The organism is Allobosea sp. (assembly GCF_051860145.1).
Taxonomy (GTDB): domain Bacteria; phylum Pseudomonadota; class Alphaproteobacteria; order Rhizobiales; family Beijerinckiaceae; genus Allobosea.
Window position 1 is genome coordinate 604,573 of sequence record NZ_JBHYEM010000001.1, and the last position, 15,179, is coordinate 619,751.

At 67.7% G+C, this 15,179-nt stretch carries 13 protein-coding genes; 5 read left to right on the forward strand and 8 right to left on the reverse strand.

The annotated features are described in order from the left end of the window. The 4 genes from ACTIF2_RS02780 to trpA are packed head-to-tail and all read right to left on the reverse strand — an operon-like array spanning position 1 to position 3,600. The gene (locus tag ACTIF2_RS02780) at positions 1-423 is read right to left on the reverse strand and encodes a hypothetical protein (RefSeq protein ID WP_439495488.1); all 423 of its coding nucleotides are present in this window, start codon (positions 421-423) and stop codon (positions 1-3) included. Between the two features lie 35 nt (positions 424-458). Then, complete coding sequence (locus tag ACTIF2_RS02785) at positions 459-1,781, reverse strand: bifunctional folylpolyglutamate synthase/dihydrofolate synthase (protein WP_439495489.1); 1,323 nt, start codon at positions 1,779-1,781, stop codon at positions 459-461. Positions 1,782-1,816: 35 nt separating this feature from the next. Next, the gene (gene accD, locus ACTIF2_RS02790; RefSeq protein WP_439495490.1) at positions 1,817-2,716 is read right to left on the reverse strand and encodes an acetyl-CoA carboxylase, carboxyltransferase subunit beta; all 900 of its coding nucleotides are present in this window, start codon (positions 2,714-2,716) and stop codon (positions 1,817-1,819) included. 38 nt (positions 2,717-2,754) lie between these two features. Next, a complete protein-coding gene (gene trpA, locus ACTIF2_RS02795; RefSeq protein WP_439495491.1) occupies positions 2,755-3,600 on the reverse strand; it encodes a tryptophan synthase subunit alpha in 846 nt (281 codons plus the stop codon). Positions 3,601-3,696: 96 nt separating this feature from the next. On the opposite strand from trpA, the gene ACTIF2_RS02800 reads away from it, so the two are divergent. Then, positions 3,697-3,825, forward strand: a complete 129-nt coding sequence (locus tag ACTIF2_RS02800) for a type II toxin-antitoxin system Phd/YefM family antitoxin (protein WP_439495492.1) — start codon at positions 3,697-3,699, stop codon at positions 3,823-3,825. A gap of 182 nt (positions 3,826-4,007) precedes the next feature. Here the strand turns inward: ACTIF2_RS02800 and ACTIF2_RS02805 are convergent, their stop codons facing one another. From ACTIF2_RS02805 to ACTIF2_RS02815, 3 genes are read right to left on the reverse strand one after another with little or no spacing between them, the layout of a single operon-like run. Next, a complete protein-coding gene (locus ACTIF2_RS02805; protein ID WP_439495493.1) occupies positions 4,008-4,733 on the reverse strand; it encodes an SIMPL domain-containing protein in 726 nt (241 codons plus the stop codon). A 30-nt stretch (positions 4,734-4,763) separates the two neighbouring features. Then, entirely contained in the window at positions 4,764-5,981 is a 1,218-nt protein-coding gene (gene trpB, locus ACTIF2_RS02810) for a tryptophan synthase subunit beta (protein ID WP_439495494.1), read from the reverse strand. Beyond that, a complete protein-coding gene (locus ACTIF2_RS02815; protein WP_439495495.1) occupies positions 5,978-6,664 on the reverse strand; it encodes a phosphoribosylanthranilate isomerase in 687 nt (228 codons plus the stop codon). The genes trpB and ACTIF2_RS02815 overlap by 4 nt, the downstream gene beginning before the upstream one ends. A gap of 259 nt (positions 6,665-6,923) precedes the next feature. On the opposite strand from ACTIF2_RS02815, the gene ACTIF2_RS02820 reads away from it, so the two are divergent. The 3 genes from ACTIF2_RS02820 (at position 6,924) to ACTIF2_RS02830 (ending at position 11,331) form a co-directional block, all read left to right on the forward strand. Continuing rightward, a complete protein-coding gene (locus ACTIF2_RS02820) occupies positions 6,924-8,210 on the forward strand; it encodes a TAXI family TRAP transporter solute-binding subunit (RefSeq protein WP_439495496.1) in 1,287 nt (428 codons plus the stop codon). A 129-nt stretch (positions 8,211-8,339) separates the two neighbouring features. Next, entirely contained in the window at positions 8,340-10,163 is a 1,824-nt protein-coding gene (typA, locus tag ACTIF2_RS02825; RefSeq protein WP_439495497.1) for a translational GTPase TypA, read from the forward strand. A gap of 229 nt (positions 10,164-10,392) precedes the next feature. Continuing rightward, entirely contained in the window at positions 10,393-11,331 is a 939-nt protein-coding gene (locus ACTIF2_RS02830; protein WP_439495498.1) for an aldo/keto reductase, read from the forward strand. 6 nt (positions 11,332-11,337) lie between these two features. Here the strand turns inward: ACTIF2_RS02830 and ACTIF2_RS02835 are convergent, their stop codons facing one another. After that, positions 11,338-12,003 (reverse strand): nitroreductase family protein, encoded by a 666-nt coding sequence (locus tag ACTIF2_RS02835; RefSeq protein WP_439495499.1) that lies wholly within the window; start codon positions 12,001-12,003, stop codon positions 11,338-11,340. Positions 12,004-12,098: 95 nt separating this feature from the next. On the opposite strand from ACTIF2_RS02835, the gene polA reads away from it, so the two are divergent. Next, positions 12,099-15,152 (forward strand): DNA polymerase I, encoded by a 3,054-nt coding sequence (gene polA / locus ACTIF2_RS02840; RefSeq protein WP_439495500.1) that lies wholly within the window; start codon positions 12,099-12,101, stop codon positions 15,150-15,152. Positions 15,153-15,179: the final 27 nt, after the last annotated feature.

Sequence of the window (15,179 nt, forward strand, 5' to 3'; positions counted from 1 at the left end):
TCAGCGGACCTCAACCTCGAAGCGGCCGGAGCGCAGCTCGCCATCGGCATAGCGCACGCGCACCGCGAAGGAATCGCCGCCACGGTAGTCCGGCACCGAGGTATATTCGAAGCCGAGCGCCGGCCCGATCCTGCCGTCGCAATGCCGATAAGGCCCCGGCCCATATCTCGCTCTGGCCCTGCGCGTGAGCATGCGGACGGAGCCATGCTGCGGCGGCTCAGTCAGCATCCCCGTCGGCCGCTTCACCGGGCGGCAGCGCTCGTCCATCGTCATATAGGTCCGCCGCAAGACGGTCGGCTCGCCCGCGGCCACGCGGTCGATTCCCTCCGTCCCCTGCATCGCTCCCGAGCCCGATGTCACGCAGCCGCCGAGCAGGCTGCCGGACAGCACGAGAGCGATCATCGTCATTCGGCGGGCTGGCATGGCTTCTCCTCGAGGTAGCGTGCGCAGCGGGCCGATCACACCGGCGGCGTGCCGTTGGCCGACAGGACCTCGCCCGCCAGATAGAGCGAGCCGCAAATCAGGATGCGCGGTGATGCCGGCCAGCTGCGCGCCGCGATCTCGCGCAGGGCCTGCTCGACGGAGCCCGACACTTCGGCATTGAGCCCAGCGGCGCGCGCCAGGCTAGCGACCTCCTCGGCCGGGCGGGCGACGAGCTGGTTCTGGATCGGCACCGCGAAAAGCGTATGCGCCAAGCCCTTGAAATGGCCGAGCGTCGCGCCTGCGTCCTTGGTCGAGAGCAGGCCGGCGATCATCACCAGCGGCGCCGGGTTCTTCTCTTCCAGATCGGCCATGGCCTGGGCGAGCACGCGGCCGCCATCGGGATTATGGCCGCCGTCGAGCCAGAGCTCGGCGCCTGCGGGCACCAACTCGGCCAATTGGCCGCGCGCCAGCCGCTGCAGCCGCGCCGGCCATTCGGCATCGAGCATGCCCTGCTCGAAGGCCCGGGCCGGCAGGCCGCCATAGCCGGCGGCGCGCAGGGCGGCGATGGCAGTGCCGGCATTGGTGTGCTGATGGCGGCCGGCGAGGCGCGGCAAGGGCAGATCGAGCAGGCCCTCGCCATCCTCATAGACCAGCCGTCCGCCATCCTCATGCACGTTGAAATCCTGCGCGCCGATCAGGATCTTCGAGGCGCCGACCCGTTCGGCGGTGGCCTCCAGCACGGCGGTCGGCTCCGGCTCCTGCGGCGCGATCACCGCCGGCGCGCCGCGCTTGAAGATGCCGGCCTTCTCGGCCGCGATCTTGGTGACGGTGTCGCCGAGATATTCGGCATGGTCGAGCGAGACCGGCGTCACCACCGTACAGGCCGGGTGGGCGACGACATTGGTGGTGTCGAAGCGGCCTCCGAGCCCGACCTCGAGCAGCAGCACATCGGCCTTGTGCTCGGCGAAGAGCAGCATCGCCGCCGAGGTCGTGATCTCGAAGAAGGTGATCGCATCGCCGGCATTGGCGCGCTCGCAGCGCTCCAGCGCCTCGACCAGCACTGCCTCGTCGACGAAGCGGCCGCCGCCCGGCGCACCCAGGCGGATGCGCTCGTGGAAACGCACCAGATGCGGCGAGGTGTAGACATGGACGCTGAGGCCCGCCGCCTCGAGGATCGCCCGCATGAAGGCGATGGTCGAGCCCTTGCCGTTGGTGCCGGCGACATGGATCACCGGCGGCAGGCGGTGATGCGGGTCGCCGAGCCGTTCCAGCAAGGTCAGGATACGGCCGAGCGACAGATCGATCAGCTTGGGATGCAGCGCCAGGAAACGCGCCAGCAGCGTGTCGGAAGACCCCATGATGCCCTCGGCCCGGCTCGCAGCCCCTCAGTCCGTCAAACCGCTTCGGCGACGGGCTGTTCCGGCTCCTTGACGGCCATCTCGGAACCGGGCTGCTTCGTCAGCAAGCGGCCGAGGCGCGCCAGCATCGCCGGGATGTCGTGGCGATGGACGACCATGTCGACCATGCCGTGGTCCTTGAGATATTCGGCGCGCTGAAAGCCGTCCGGCAGCTTCTCACGCACCGTCTGCTCGATCACGCGCGGCCCGGCGAAGCCGATCAGCGCGCCGGGCTCGGCGATATGGACGTCGCCGAGCATGGCGTAGGAGGCGGTGACGCCGCCCGTGGTCGGGTTGGTCAGCACCACGAAATAGGGCAGGCCCGCCGCCCGCAGCCGCCTGATCGCGACGGTTGCGCGCGGCATCTGCATCAACGAGAGGATGCCCTCCTGCATGCGCATCCCGCCCGAGGCGGCAAAGACGGTATAGGGCGTGTTCTTCTCGATCGCCGTCTCGGCGCCCCTGATGAAGGCCGCGCCCGCCGCCATGCCGATCGTGCCGCCGATGAAGTTGAAATCCTGCACCGCGATGGTCATCGGCAGGCCCCGGACGCGGCCATAACCGACCTTGAAGGCGTCAACCGCGCCGGTCTTGGCGCGGGCGTCCTTCAGGCGGTCTGCATAGCGCTTCTCGTCGCGGAACTTCAGCGGATCGGTCGCGACCTCCGGCAGGGGCACATCGACCCATTTGCCTTCGTCGAAGGTCAGGCGCAGCCGATCGGAAGCCGCGACCTTCATGTGGTGGTCGGAGCCGGGGATGACGAAGCCGTTGGCCTCGACATCCTTGTGGAACACCATCTGCCCGGAATCGGGGCATTTGATCCAGAGATTCTCGGGGCTCTCGCGCTTGAACAGCGTCTTGATGCGCGGGCGGACGACTTCGGAAATCCAGTTCATCGGATCATCCTTGAAAACGAGAAGCTGGCGTAGCGGGCTCAGGCCGCCTTCGCAACCGCACGGATGCCGGCGGCAAGCTCTGCAACCAGTGAGGTGACAGCCGAAACCGTCTTTTCCGTGGCCTTGCCCTGCGCGTCCAGCGAGAGCCGGACGCGGTCGACCAAGGCCGAGCCGACGACGACACCGTCCGCGCCTCTGGCGATGGCGCCTGCATCCGCAGCCGTCTTCACCCCGAAACCGACGGCCACCGGCAGGTCGGTATGGCGCTTGATGCGCGCCACGGCATCGCCGACCGCGTCATAATTCGCGATCGTGCCGCCGGTGATGCCGGTCATCGAGACATAATAGACGAAGCCGGAGGTGTTCTGCAGAACCTTGGGCAGCCGCTTGTCGTCGGTGGTCGGCGTGGCGAGCCGGATGAAGCTCACGCCGGCGGCCAGCGCCGGCAGGCAGAGCTCCTCATCCTCCTCAGGCGGCAAGTCGACGACGATCAGGCCATCGATGCCGACGCGGCGCGCATCCTGCAGGAAGCGCTCGACGCCATAGGCCCAGATCGGATTGTAGTAGCCCATCAGCACGATCGGCGTGTCATGGCCGGCCTTGCGGAAGGCCTCGACCATGGCAAGCGTCTTCTTCAGCGTCTGCCCGCCCTTCAGCGCGCGCTGGCCCGCGAGCTGGACCGGGATGCCGTCGGCCATCGGATCGGTGAAGGGCACGCCGAGCTCGATCACATCGGCCCCTGCCTGCGGCAGCGCATGAAGGATCGCGCTCGCGGTCTCGAAATCCGGATCGCCGGCGGTGACGAAGGTCACGAGCGCGGCCCGGCCTTGCGCGGCGCAAGCCGCGAAGCGGTTCTGGATACGGGATTGTCCGGTCTCTGTCATGGCGCTGCGGTTAGCATGAAGGGGCGGGGCTGGCGAGAGGTTGCAAGATTGGGTTTCTCGTAAGATCGTCGTCAACGACACTAGGGAGGCAGTCAGATGTGGTTCGTAACCACGACCCATGCCAGCCGGCACTCGCGCAAGTTGCTGAAACTGACCGAAGCAGGGCAATCCTTTCTCGTGACCTGGCGAGGCCAGCCTTACGTGACGATCACGCCGGTGAGCTAAAATGTGACGGTCGAACGGGCCACTCCGCTGTCATCCCGGACAAGCCGCGTTAGCGGCGCAGATCCGGGATCCATCGTAAGGCTCGGCGTTCTACGATGGATCCCGGCGCTACGCTGTGCTCCGGCCGGGATGACGACCTCTAATTCCATCAGATCGCGAGAGATCTTGAGCGTTCCTGGCGATCACTTCTCGATCCGCCAGACCGTGCGCAGCATGCTCGTGACCGTGATCTCTCCCGGCTCGACCGACATCGGCGCGGCGCCCGCCGCCATGCGGTAGGCGCGCATGTCGCCCTGCGGGCGACCGATCGTTTCGGCCTCGGCTTCGACGATCGAGACCAGGTCGCCGACCTTGACGCCGAGCGCCTCGGCATAAAGCGTGGCCCGCGCCCGGGCTGCCCCGGCGGCTTTCTGGCGAGCCTCGTTCTTCGCCTTGCTCTCGTCGGCGAGGCCGAAATTGATGCCCGACATATCGTTCGACCCGGCCTTGACCAGCGCATCGATCAGCGGGCCGGCTTTCGACAGATCGCGAATGGTGACGGTCAGGCCGGTGCGCGCCTCGTAACCGTCGATCGTGGCGGCGCGGGGTGGATTCGGCCCGGGCGACGGTGGCTGCGTCATGCGCGGCGTCAGGAAGACCTGGGAGGTCGCCAGATCGGCCGGGGCGACGCCTGCGGCCTTGACCGCCTCGACCAACTTGGCGAGCGCCGGCGTATTCTTCGACAGGGCTTCTGCCGCCGACTTGCCTTCGCTGACCACGCCGGCCTGAAGGGTCGCGATGTCGGGCTTGATCCGCACCTCGCCCTCGGTGCGGATGACGATGCCCTCGGCCGGCGCCGCGTCGCGGTTCTGGGCCTGCGCCTGGCCGGCAAATGCCAGCATGGCCGCGAACAGGATCGCCTTCTTCATCGTCAACTCCTTATCGATCCGGCATCGCGCTCAGCGCTTCGCCAGGATTTCCGCCACCTGGGGAATGTCCTTGTCGCCGCGGCCGGAGAGATTGACCACCATGAGGTGGTCCTTCGGCTTCTGCGGCGCGAGCTCGGCGACACGAGCAAGCGCATGCGCCGATTCCAAGGCGGGGATGATGCCTTCGAGCTTCGAGATGAGCTGGAAGGCCTCGAGCGCCTCCTCGTCGGTGGCCGAGAGATAGGTCGCGCGGCCGGTCTCGTGCAGCCAGGAATGCTCGGGGCCGATGCCGGGATAGTCGAGCCCGGCCGAGATCGAATGGGCGTCCTTGATCTGCCCATCGTCGTCCATCAGCAGATAGGTGCGGTTGCCGTGGAGGACGCCCGGCCGGCCGCCGGTCAGCGAGGCGGCATGCAGACCGCTCGGAATGCCGTGCCCGGCCGCCTCGACCCCGTAGATCTCGACCGACGGGTCGTCGAGGAAGGGGTGGAACAGGCCCATCGCGTTCGAGCCGCCGCCGATGCAGGCGATCAGCGAATCCGGCAGGCGGCCCTCGAGCTCCTGCATCTGCTCGCGCGTCTCGCGGCCGATGATCGACTGGAAGTCGCGGACCATGGCCGGATAGGGATGGGGGCCGGCGACCGTGCCGATGCAGTAGAAGGTCGTCGCGACATTGGTGACCCAGTCGCGCAGGGCCTCGTTCATCGCGTCCTTGAGCGTCTTGGTGCCGGATTCGACCGGGACGACCGTGGCGCCGAGCATCTGCATGCGGAAGACGTTGGGCGCCTGCCGGGCGACATCGACCGCGCCCATATAGACGATGCATTCGAGCCCGTAGCGGGCGCAAAGCGTGGCCGTCGCGACGCCGTGCTGGCCGGCGCCGGTCTCGGCGATGATGCGCTTCTTGCCCATGCGCCGCGCCAGCAGGATCTGGCCGAGCACGTTGTTGACCTTGTGGGAGCCGGTGTGATTCAGCTCCTCGCGCTTGAGATAGACCTTTGCGCCGCCGAAATGGTCCGTCAGGCGCTCGGCGAGATAGAGCGGCGAAGGCCGGCCGACATAGTGCTTCAGCCCGCTCGCGGTCTCGGCATGATAGGCGGGATCGACCTTGGCCGCCTCATAGGCCTGCTCCAGCTCGAGGATCAGCGGCATCAGCGTTTCGGCAACGAAACGACCGCCGAACAGGCCGAACCGGCCGTTCTCGTCCGGGCCCGAGCGAAACGTATTCGGATTGCGGGGCGCGTTCATCTCGGGCCTGCCTTCTTCAAATCCTGCGCGGCGCGACGCGCGGCTGCGATGAAATCCCCGATCCGGCCGATATCCTTGATGCCGGGCGCGGTCTCGACACCGGAGGAGACATCGACGCCGGCCGGCCGGGCGATGCGGATCGCATCAGTGACATTCGCCGGATCGAGGCCGCCCGATAGCATGAAGGGCAAGCCCGGGTCGAGTTCGGCAAGGAGCGTCCAGTCGAAGGGGCGGCCATGGCCGCCCGGATAGGCGGCATCCTTCGGCGGCTTGGCGTCGAGCAGGATGCGGTCGGCAACCGCAGCATAGGCAGGGACGATGGAGAGATCGCCCGCGGCCGCCACGCCGAGCGCCTTCATCACGGGCAGCCCCGTCGCCGCCTTGATCTCGGCCACATCGGCCGGCGACTCGCCGCCATGGAGCTGCAGCCAGTCGGGCGCGACGCGATCGATCAGGTCATGCGTGCGGGCGAGGTCGAAATCCACGACCAGCGCGACGATCTGCGCCCGGCCCCGCGCCATCTCGGCGAGCGGCCGCGCCTGCTCCGGCGTCACGAAACGCGGGCTGCGCGGGTGAAAGTTCAGCCCGATCATGTCGGCGCCGGCAGCCAAGGCCGCCGCCATCGTCTCGGACGTGGACAGGCCGCAGATCTTGACGGCGAAAGGATCGGCTTGGTGCGTCATGGCTCGGCAATAGGCCTCGACAGCCCGCGGGGCAAGGGTCGCGCCGAGGCGCCGCCCGCTCAGCGAGGCGTGCCCTGAAGCGCCGAGACGATGGTCGTGGACAGCGCCACGTCTTGATGCCCGTCACATCGTTTCTCCGCCAATCCGCACCGTTCTGCACAGCGATAGGGCCGTTCCGCGACGCCGTACTTGCGACATGATCGCAAGTGAAGCCATGGTTGCCGCGGGGGCGGCGATAGAGCGTCAGGATCGATCGGGCATGGGGCGGCGCGGTTTCTTGGCTCTGGCGGGCGTGCTGGCGATCTTCGGCATCGCGGCCACCGTGTTCTACACCCTGAACCAGCCACGCACGCTCAGGCTCGCCGTCGGGCCGCTCGGCTCCGAGGATGCGCGCATGGCGGCCGGCTTCGTGCAGGGGCTCAGCCGCGAGAAATCCACGGTCCGGCTCCGGCTGATCCTGACCGAGGGCTCGGAGGAGAGCGCCAAGCGCATCGATAGCGGCCAGGCCGATCTCGCCATCGTGCGGCCGGACATCGCGCTGCCGGCCAATGCCGACACGGCCCTGATCACGCGCCGCTCCTTCCCCTTCCTGATCACGCGCAAGGAAACGGCGATCGGCCGCATCGCCGATTTGCGCGGGCGGAAGATCGGCGTGGTGCGCAATCCCCACGGCAATATCGCGCTGCTGACCCGCGTGCTCGCCCAATACGAGGTCACGCCGGAAGAGGTCGAGATCGTCGGGCTGCTGCCGGAAGATATCGTGCCCGCCGCGCGCGAAAAGCGGATCGATGCGTTCTTCTCGATCAACGCGGTCGCCGCGCATACCAACAATGACGGCCTGACCCGGCTGCGCTCGGCCTGGGGCGACGATCCCGTCCTGATCCCCATTCGCGAGGCGGATGCGCTGAAAGCGCGCTATCGCTCGATCGAAACCGGCGAGATCGTGCGCGGCGCGCTCGGCGGCGACCCGCCGCGCCCGTCCGAGAGCCTGCCGACGATCGCGATCACCTCGCGGCTGATGGCGGCGCAGGCGCTCGACGACACGCTCGTCGGCGAACTGGTCAAGGCCATTCTCGGCCTGCGCCTGACGCTCGCGGCCGAGCTTCCGTCGATCCAGGGGCTGGAGACGCCCACGACCGACAAGGACGCGCCGCTGCCGGTTCATTCCGGCGCCGCCGCCTTCATCGACGGCGAGCAGGAGACCTTCTTCGAGCGCTATGGCGACTGGTTCTATCTCGGGGTGATGGCGCTGTCGCTGCTCGGCACCGGCGCGGCCGGCGTGCTCAGCCGCGAGAGCGCGGTCAGGCGGCGGCGCGCTCTCGCCGGCCTCGACCGGCTCGTCGCCCTGCTGCGGGAGGTGCGCGATACCACGGCGGAGGCGCATCTTGCGGAGCTCGACGCCGAGGCCGACGCCATTCTCGTCGGGGTCCTGTCCGATTTCGCCCGCGGCGATCTCGATTCGGAGGGGCTTTCGGCCTATCGTCTGGTGCTGGACCAGGTCGGCCGCGCCATCGCCGAGCAAAGGCGGGCGCTGACCGAAGAGTGATCCTCTGGAGTTGCCCAAACGGCTTCCAGCGGTTATGTGCAGCGCAGCGAATTCCAGATTCTCATGAAGAGGGCTGCGCCGGCCGGGCTTTTCCGTGCCGGCTCGCGGTCTTGAAAAGGCGCTCCTTCGATGTCCATGCGCAACATCGCCATCATCGCCCACGTCGATCATGGCAAGACGACCCTGGTCGACAAGCTGCTCCAGCAGTCCGGCACCTATCGCGAGAACCAGCGCGTCATCGAGCGCGTGATGGATTCGAACGACCTGGAAAAGGAGCGTGGCATCACCATCCTGGCCAAGGCGACCTCGGTCGTCTGGAAGGACACGCGCATCAACATCGTCGACACGCCGGGCCACGCCGATTTCGGCGGCGAGGTCGAGCGCATCCTGAACATGGTCGACAGCGCGATCGTGCTGGTAGATGCAGCCGAAGGGCCGATGCCGCAGACCAAGTTCGTCGTCTCCAAGGCGCTGAAGCTCGGCCTCAAGCCGATCGTCTGCGTCAACAAGGTCGACAAGCCCGACGGGCGCCCCTCCGAGGTGATCAACGAGGTCTTCGACCTCTTCGCCGCGCTCGACGCCAATGACGAGCAGCTCGATTTCCCGATCCTCTACGGTTCGGCCAAGCAGGGCTGGATGGCGTATTCGCCGGAAGGCCCGCAGGACCAGGGCCTGGCGCCGATGTACGACCTGATCCTCAGCCACGTGCCGGAGCCGCGCGTCGAGGAAGGCCCGTTCCGGATGATCGGCACACTGCTCGAGGCCAACCCCTATCTCGGCCGCATCATCACCGGCCGCGTCGTCTCGGGCTCGGCCAAGCCGAACCAGACGATCAAGGTACTGTCGGGCGACGGCGCGACGGTCGAGACCGGGCGCATCTCGAAGATCCTCGCCTTCCGCGGCCTCGAGCGCACGCCGATCGAGGAAGCCATCCCCGGCGACATCGTCTCCATCGCAGGGCTGGTGAAAGGCTCGGTCGCCGACACCTTCTGCGATCCATCAGTCGAGACCCCGATCAAGGCGCAGCCGATCGACCCGCCGACCGTCTCGATGACCTTCATGGTCAACGACTCGCCGCTGGCCGGCACCGAGGGCGACAAGGTCACGACCCGCGTCATCCGCGACCGCCTGCTCAAGGAGGCCGAGGGCAATGTCGCGCTGAAGATCGACGAATCCACCGACAAGGATTCCTACATCGTCTCGGGCCGCGGCGAGTTGCAGCTCGCGATCCTGATCGAGACCATGCGCCGCGAGGGCTTCGAGCTCGGCGTCTCGCGCCCCCGCGTCGTGCTGCGGCGCGACGAGGGCGGGCAGCTGCTGGAGCCGATCGAGGAGGTCGTGATCGACGTCGACGAGGAGCATTCCGGCGTCGTCGTGCAGAAGATGAGCGAGCGCAAGGCCGACATGCTGGAGATGCGTCCGTCCGGCGGCAACCGGCTGCGGCTGGTCTTCCACGCCCCGACGCGCGGGCTGATCGGCTATCAGGGCGAGCTTTTGACCGATACCCGCGGCACCGCCATCATGAACCGGCTCTTCCACGCCTACATGCCCTACAAGGGCGAGATCGGCGGGCGCCGCAACGGCGTGCTGATCGCGATGGAGACCGGCGAGGCCGTGGCCTATGCGCTGTGGAACCTCGAGGATCGCGGCCCGATGATGATCGAGCCCGGCTGGAAGGTCTATCAGGGCATGATCGTCGGCGAGCACACCCGCGAGAACGATCTCGAGGTGAACGTGCTCAAGGGCAAGAAGCTCACTAATATCCGCACCACCTCGAAGGACGAGGCGGTGCGCCTGACGCCGCCGATCCGGATGACGCTGGAGCGCTCGCTCGCCTGGATCGACGATGACGAGCTCGTCGAGGTGACGCCGAAGTCGATCCGCCTGCGCAAGTCGATCCTCGACCCCAACGAGCGCAAGCGCTCGCAGAAGCAGAAGGCGGAGGTGGCGTAAGCCATCGGCCACGCGGTCGACGTCATGCCCGGGCTTGACCCGGGCATCTCCTGCCGGCTCTCGTCCTGAGATTCTCGGGCCTCCGCTACGCTGCGCCCGAGAATGACGCGCGGAGCCAGCGTCGACTGACTCGCATCTGCGCCTCGCGCAGCTCGCGGATGACGATGCCGGCGATTGCCACGCCGCCCCCGCTCTGATCCTCTGCCGCCCTCTCTGGGAGGATCTCACCATGCTCACCCGCAATCTCGGCCGCTCCGGCCTGCGCGTCTCGCTCGTCGGCCTCGGCTGCAACAATTTCGGCGGCCGGATCGACATGGAGGCGACGCGCAAGGTCGTCGACAAGGCGATCGACAGCGGCATCACCCTGTTCGACACGGCCGATGTCTATGGCAATCGCGGCGGCTCGGAAACGGCGCTCGGCGAGCTCCTCGGAGCCCGGCGCAAGGACATCGTGCTCGCGACCAAGTTCGGCATGGACATGGACGAGGCGGGCGTGAAGAAGGGCGGCTCGCGGCGCTACATCATGGCGGCGGTCGAGGCCTCGCTGAAGCGGCTGAAGACCGACTGGATCGACCTCTACCAGATCCACCGCTACGACCCGCTGACGCCGATCGAGGAGACGCTGCGCACGCTGGAGGACCTGATCCGCCAGGGCAAGGTGCGCTATGTCGGCTGCTCGAATTTCGCGCCCTGGCAGGTGGCCGACGCGGCCTGGACGGCGCGCCACCACCAGATCGAAGGTTTTGCGTCCTGCCAGGACGAATACAGCCTGCTGGTGCGCGGCGCGGAGCGTTACCTGATCCCGGCGGCGCAGCATTACGGCATGGGCCTGCTGCCCTATTTCCCGCTGGCCAACGGCCTGCTCACCGGCAAATACAAGCGCAATGGGCCGATGCCCGAAGGCGCGCGCATGACGCGCGAGGCCCAGCGCGCCAACGAGGTCCTGACCGACGCCAACTGGGAGAAGACCGAGAAGCTCGCGGCCTTCTGCGAGGCGCGCGGCAAGAGCCTGGTCGAGCTCGCCTTCTCCTGGCTGGCGGCGCAGCCGGTGGTCTCCAGCGTCATCGCCGGCGCGACCAGGCCCGAGCAGATCGAGGCCAATGTGAAAGCCGCGAGCTGGCAGCTCAGCACCGAGGAGCTCGCCGAGATCGACACGATCACGAAGTAGGGCGGCTCACAGGAAGGTCGCGATCTCCTCCAGCGGCTTCTTGCCTATGGCCGGGACCGCGCAATCCTCGGCCGGATAGCCGACGACGAGCAGGATCAGCGCCTTCTCGTTGTCGGGCCGCCCGCAAATCGCATTGAGGAAATTCATCGGCGCCGGCGTGTGGGTCAGGGTCGCAAGACCGGCCTCATGCAGGGCCGCGATCAGGAAGCCGGTGGCGATGCCGACCGATTCCGGCACGTAGTAGTGCTTCACCTTCCGCCCTTGCGCGTCATGGCCCCAGCGCTGCGCGAAGATCGCGATCAGCCAGGGCGCGGTCTCGAGGAAGGGCTTGTTCTCGTCGGTGCCGAGATGGGCCAATGCGTCGAGCCATTCCCCGCCGGCGCGCCCGGCATAGAAGGCGCGCTCCTCCTCTTCCGCGCCCTCGCGGATCAGCTTCTTGCGCTCGGGATCCGAGATGCAGACGAAGGTCCAGGGCTGCTGGTTGGCGCCCGACGGCGCGGTGCCCGCCACCCTGACCGCGGTTTCGATCAATTCGCGCGGCACCGGCCGGTCGGAATAGTCGCGTACCGTGCGGCGCCGGCGCATCGTCGCGAGAAAGGCCTCGGCGCGCGCCTGCCGCTCCTCTTCCGGAACTCCCACGAAAGCCAGAGGTATGGTGACATGGCGATTCATGACGTTTCGCTCCTGACGGCTTTTGTCGCAGCTTGCTGCGAATCGCGCCGCCGACGCAATGGACCACGCCGCGCCGCCCGCTTAAGGTCCGCGCCATGAGCACGACCGCACCAGACCTCAAGCCCGGCGACCATCTCTTCCTGGTCGATGGCTCGAACTTCATCTTCCGCGCCTATTTCCAGTCGATCAACCAGGACCGGAAATACCTGTCGCGCTCGGACGGGTTGCCATCAGGCGCGGTTCGGCTGTTCGCGACGAAACTCTTCCAGTTCGTGCGCGAAGGCGTGCTCGGCGTCAGGCCGACCCATCTCGCCATCGTCTTCGACAAGACCGAGAACTCGTTCCGCAAGGCGCTCTACCCGGCCTATAAGGGCAACCGCTCCGAGCCGCCGCCGGACCTGATCCCGCAATTCCCGCTGATGCGCGAGGCGGTGCGCGCCTTCGGTCTGATCCCGGTCGAGCAGGATGTCTACGAGGCCGACGACCTGATCGCGACCTATGCGAAACAGGCGCGCGAGGCCGGCGCCGACGTGCTGATCGTCTCCGCCGACAAGGACCTGATGCAGCTCGTGCGGCCGGGCGTCGCGATGTACGACCCGGCCTCGGGCGACGCCAAGAAGGGCGCCGGCTTCCGGGCCGAGCGCCGCATCGGCGAGCCCGAGGTGGTCGAGTACTTTGGCGTGACGCCCGACAAGGTGGTCGACGTGCAGGCGCTCGCCGGCGACGCGACCGACAACGTGCCGGGCGCGCCCGGCATCGGCATCAAGACCGCGGCCCAGCTGATCGGCGAGTTCGGCGATCTCGAGACGCTGCTGGCGCGCGCCGGCGAGATCAAGCAGCCGAAGCGCCGCGAGACCCTGACCAATCCCGAGGTGGTCGAGAAGGTGCGGATCTCGCACAAGCTCGTCACGCTGGTCGACGACGTCGCGGTCGAGACGCCGCTCTCCCATCTGACGCTGTCCCAGCCCGACCCAGCCAGGCTCGTCGCCTTCCTGAAGGCGATGGAATTCACCACCATCACCAAGCGCGTCGCCGAGGCCTATGAGGTCGATGTCGCGGCGGTCGATGCCGATCCGGCCCTGGCGCCGGGCGGCTCGCGCGCGGCCGAGCTCAAGGCGCTCTATGCCGGGGCGGACCTGCCGGCCATCGACGTCGCCGTGGCGGTCGCGACGGATGGCGAGACCACTGTGGCGGTCGCGGTGGCTACGCCCGGCACGACCACGAGTGCGGCGCCGGCGCGGGAGGGCTGGCTGATGCCGGCCGACCTCGTCGCGCAGCGCCGCGACGAGGTGGCGAAGACGCCGATCGATCGCTCGACCTATGAATGCGTGCGCACGCTCGCCGATCTCACCCGCTGGATCGGCTGGGCCTATGAGGCCGGGCATGTGGCGCTCGACACCGAGACCAATTCGCTGGACGCGATGCAGGCCGATCTCGTCGGCATCTCGCTCGCGGTCGCGCCCGGCAAGGCCTGCTACATCCCGCTGCAGCATCGCGGCGGCACCGACCTGTTCGGCGGCGGCATGCTCGAAGGCCAGATCCCGCTCACCGACGTGGTGACGGCGCTGAAGCCGTTGCTCGCCGATCCGGGCGTGCTCAAGATCGGCCAGAACCTGAAATACGACCTGTTGGTGCTGCAGCGCCACGGCCTGCCCGTGTCCCCGATCGAGGACACGATGCTGATCTCCTACGCGCTCGACGCCGGCAACAACAACCACGGCATGGACCGGCTCGCCGAGCTGCATCTCGGGCACGAGACGATCCCCTATTCGCAGGTCGCCGGCACCGGCAAGGCGCAGGTCACCTTCGACAAGGTCGACCTCGAGAAGGCGACCGCCTATGCAGCCGAGGACGCCGACGTGACGCTCAGGCTGTGGCGGACGCTGCGGCCGCGGCTGACGGCCGAAGGCAAGACCGCCGTCTACGAGGTGCTGGAGCGGCCGCTGGTCGCGGTTCTCGCGCGGATGGAAAGCCGCGGCATCGCGATCGACCGGCAGATCCTGTCGCGGCTCTCGGGCGAGTTCGCCCAGTCGCTGGCGCGGCTGGAGGACGAGATCTACACGCTCGCCGGCGAGAAGTTCACGATCGGCTCGCCAAAGCAGCTCGGCGACATCCTGTTCGGCAAGATGGGGCTTGCCGGGGCCAAGAAGACGGCGACCGGCCAATGGGCGACGGGCGCCGGCGTGCTGGAAGATCTGGCCGAGCAGGGCCACGAGCTGCCCTCGAAAATCCTGGAATGGCGCCAGCTCGCCAAGCTGAAATCGACCTATACCGACTCGCTGCCGGCCTATGTGAACCCGCAGACCAACCGGGTCCACACCTCCTATGCACTGGCTGCGACGACGACGGGGCGGCTCTCCTCCTCCGAGCCGAACCTGCAGAACATCCCGATCCGCACCGAGGCCGGCCGCAAGATCCGCACCGCCTTCATCGCTTCGAGCGGCCACAAGCTGGTCTCCGCCGACTACAGCCAGATCGAGCTGCGCATCCTCGCCCATATCGCCGACATCCCGCAGCTCCGGCAGGCTTTCGCCGACGGCATCGACATCCATGCGATGACGGCCTCCGAGATGTTCGGCGTCCCGGTCGCGGGCATGCCGAGCGAAGTGCGCAGGCGCGCCAAGGCGATCAATTTCGGCATCATCTACGGCATTTCGGCCTTCGGCCTCGCCAACCAGCTCGGCATCGGGCGCGAGGAGGCCGGCGCCTATATCCGCAAGTATTTCGAGCGTTTCCCCGGCATCCGCGACTATATGGACCAGACCAAGACGGCGGTCAGGGCCAACGGTAAGGTCACCACGATCTTCGGTAGGGTCTGCCATTTCCCGGCGGTCGCCTCGAAGAACCCGTCCGAGCGCGCCTTCGTCGAGCGCCAGGCGATCAACGCGCCGATCCAGGGCTCGGCCGCCGACATCATCCGCCGCGCCATGATCCGGATGGAGGGCGCACTGGCCGACGCGAAGCTCGACGCGCGCATGCTGCTGCAGGTCCATGACGAGCTGGTCTTCGAGGTGCCGGACGCGCAGGTCGAGGCGACGCTGCCGGTGATCAGCAAGGTGATGGTCGAGGCGCCGCATCCGGCCGTGCAGCTGCGCGTGCCGCTCCAGGTCGACGCGCGCGCCGCCGGCAACTGGGACGAGGCGCATTAGGCGCCTGCGGCTAGAGCCGGATCCGAT

Bases quoted from the DNA above. Each gene is read 5' to 3' on its own strand.
- ACTIF2_RS02780 (WP_439495488.1), bottom strand. From the start codon at position 423: ATGCCAGCCCGCCGAATGACGATGATCGCTCTCGTGCTGTCCGGCAGC.
- ACTIF2_RS02785 (WP_439495489.1), bottom strand. From the start codon at position 1,781: ATGGGGTCTTCCGACACGCTGCTGGCGCGTTTCCTGGCGCTGCATCCC.
- accD (WP_439495490.1), bottom strand. From the start codon at position 2,716: ATGAACTGGATTTCCGAAGTCGTCCGCCCGCGCATCAAGACGCTGTTC.
- trpA (WP_439495491.1), bottom strand. From the start codon at position 3,600: ATGACAGAGACCGGACAATCCCGTATCCAGAACCGCTTCGCGGCTTGC.
- ACTIF2_RS02800 (WP_439495492.1), top strand. From the start codon at position 3,697: ATGTGGTTCGTAACCACGACCCATGCCAGCCGGCACTCGCGCAAGTTG.
- ACTIF2_RS02805 (WP_439495493.1), bottom strand. From the start codon at position 4,733: ATGAAGAAGGCGATCCTGTTCGCGGCCATGCTGGCATTTGCCGGCCAG.
- trpB (WP_439495494.1), bottom strand. From the start codon at position 5,981: ATGAACGCGCCCCGCAATCCGAATACGTTTCGCTCGGGCCCGGACGAG.
- ACTIF2_RS02815 (WP_439495495.1), bottom strand. From the start codon at position 6,664: ATGACGCACCAAGCCGATCCTTTCGCCGTCAAGATCTGCGGCCTGTCC.
- ACTIF2_RS02820 (WP_439495496.1), top strand. From the start codon at position 6,924: ATGGGGCGGCGCGGTTTCTTGGCTCTGGCGGGCGTGCTGGCGATCTTC.
- typA (WP_439495497.1), top strand. From the start codon at position 8,340: ATGTCCATGCGCAACATCGCCATCATCGCCCACGTCGATCATGGCAAG.
- ACTIF2_RS02830 (WP_439495498.1), top strand. From the start codon at position 10,393: ATGCTCACCCGCAATCTCGGCCGCTCCGGCCTGCGCGTCTCGCTCGTC.
- ACTIF2_RS02835 (WP_439495499.1), bottom strand. From the start codon at position 12,003: ATGAATCGCCATGTCACCATACCTCTGGCTTTCGTGGGAGTTCCGGAA.
- polA (WP_439495500.1), top strand. From the start codon at position 12,099: ATGAGCACGACCGCACCAGACCTCAAGCCCGGCGACCATCTCTTCCTG.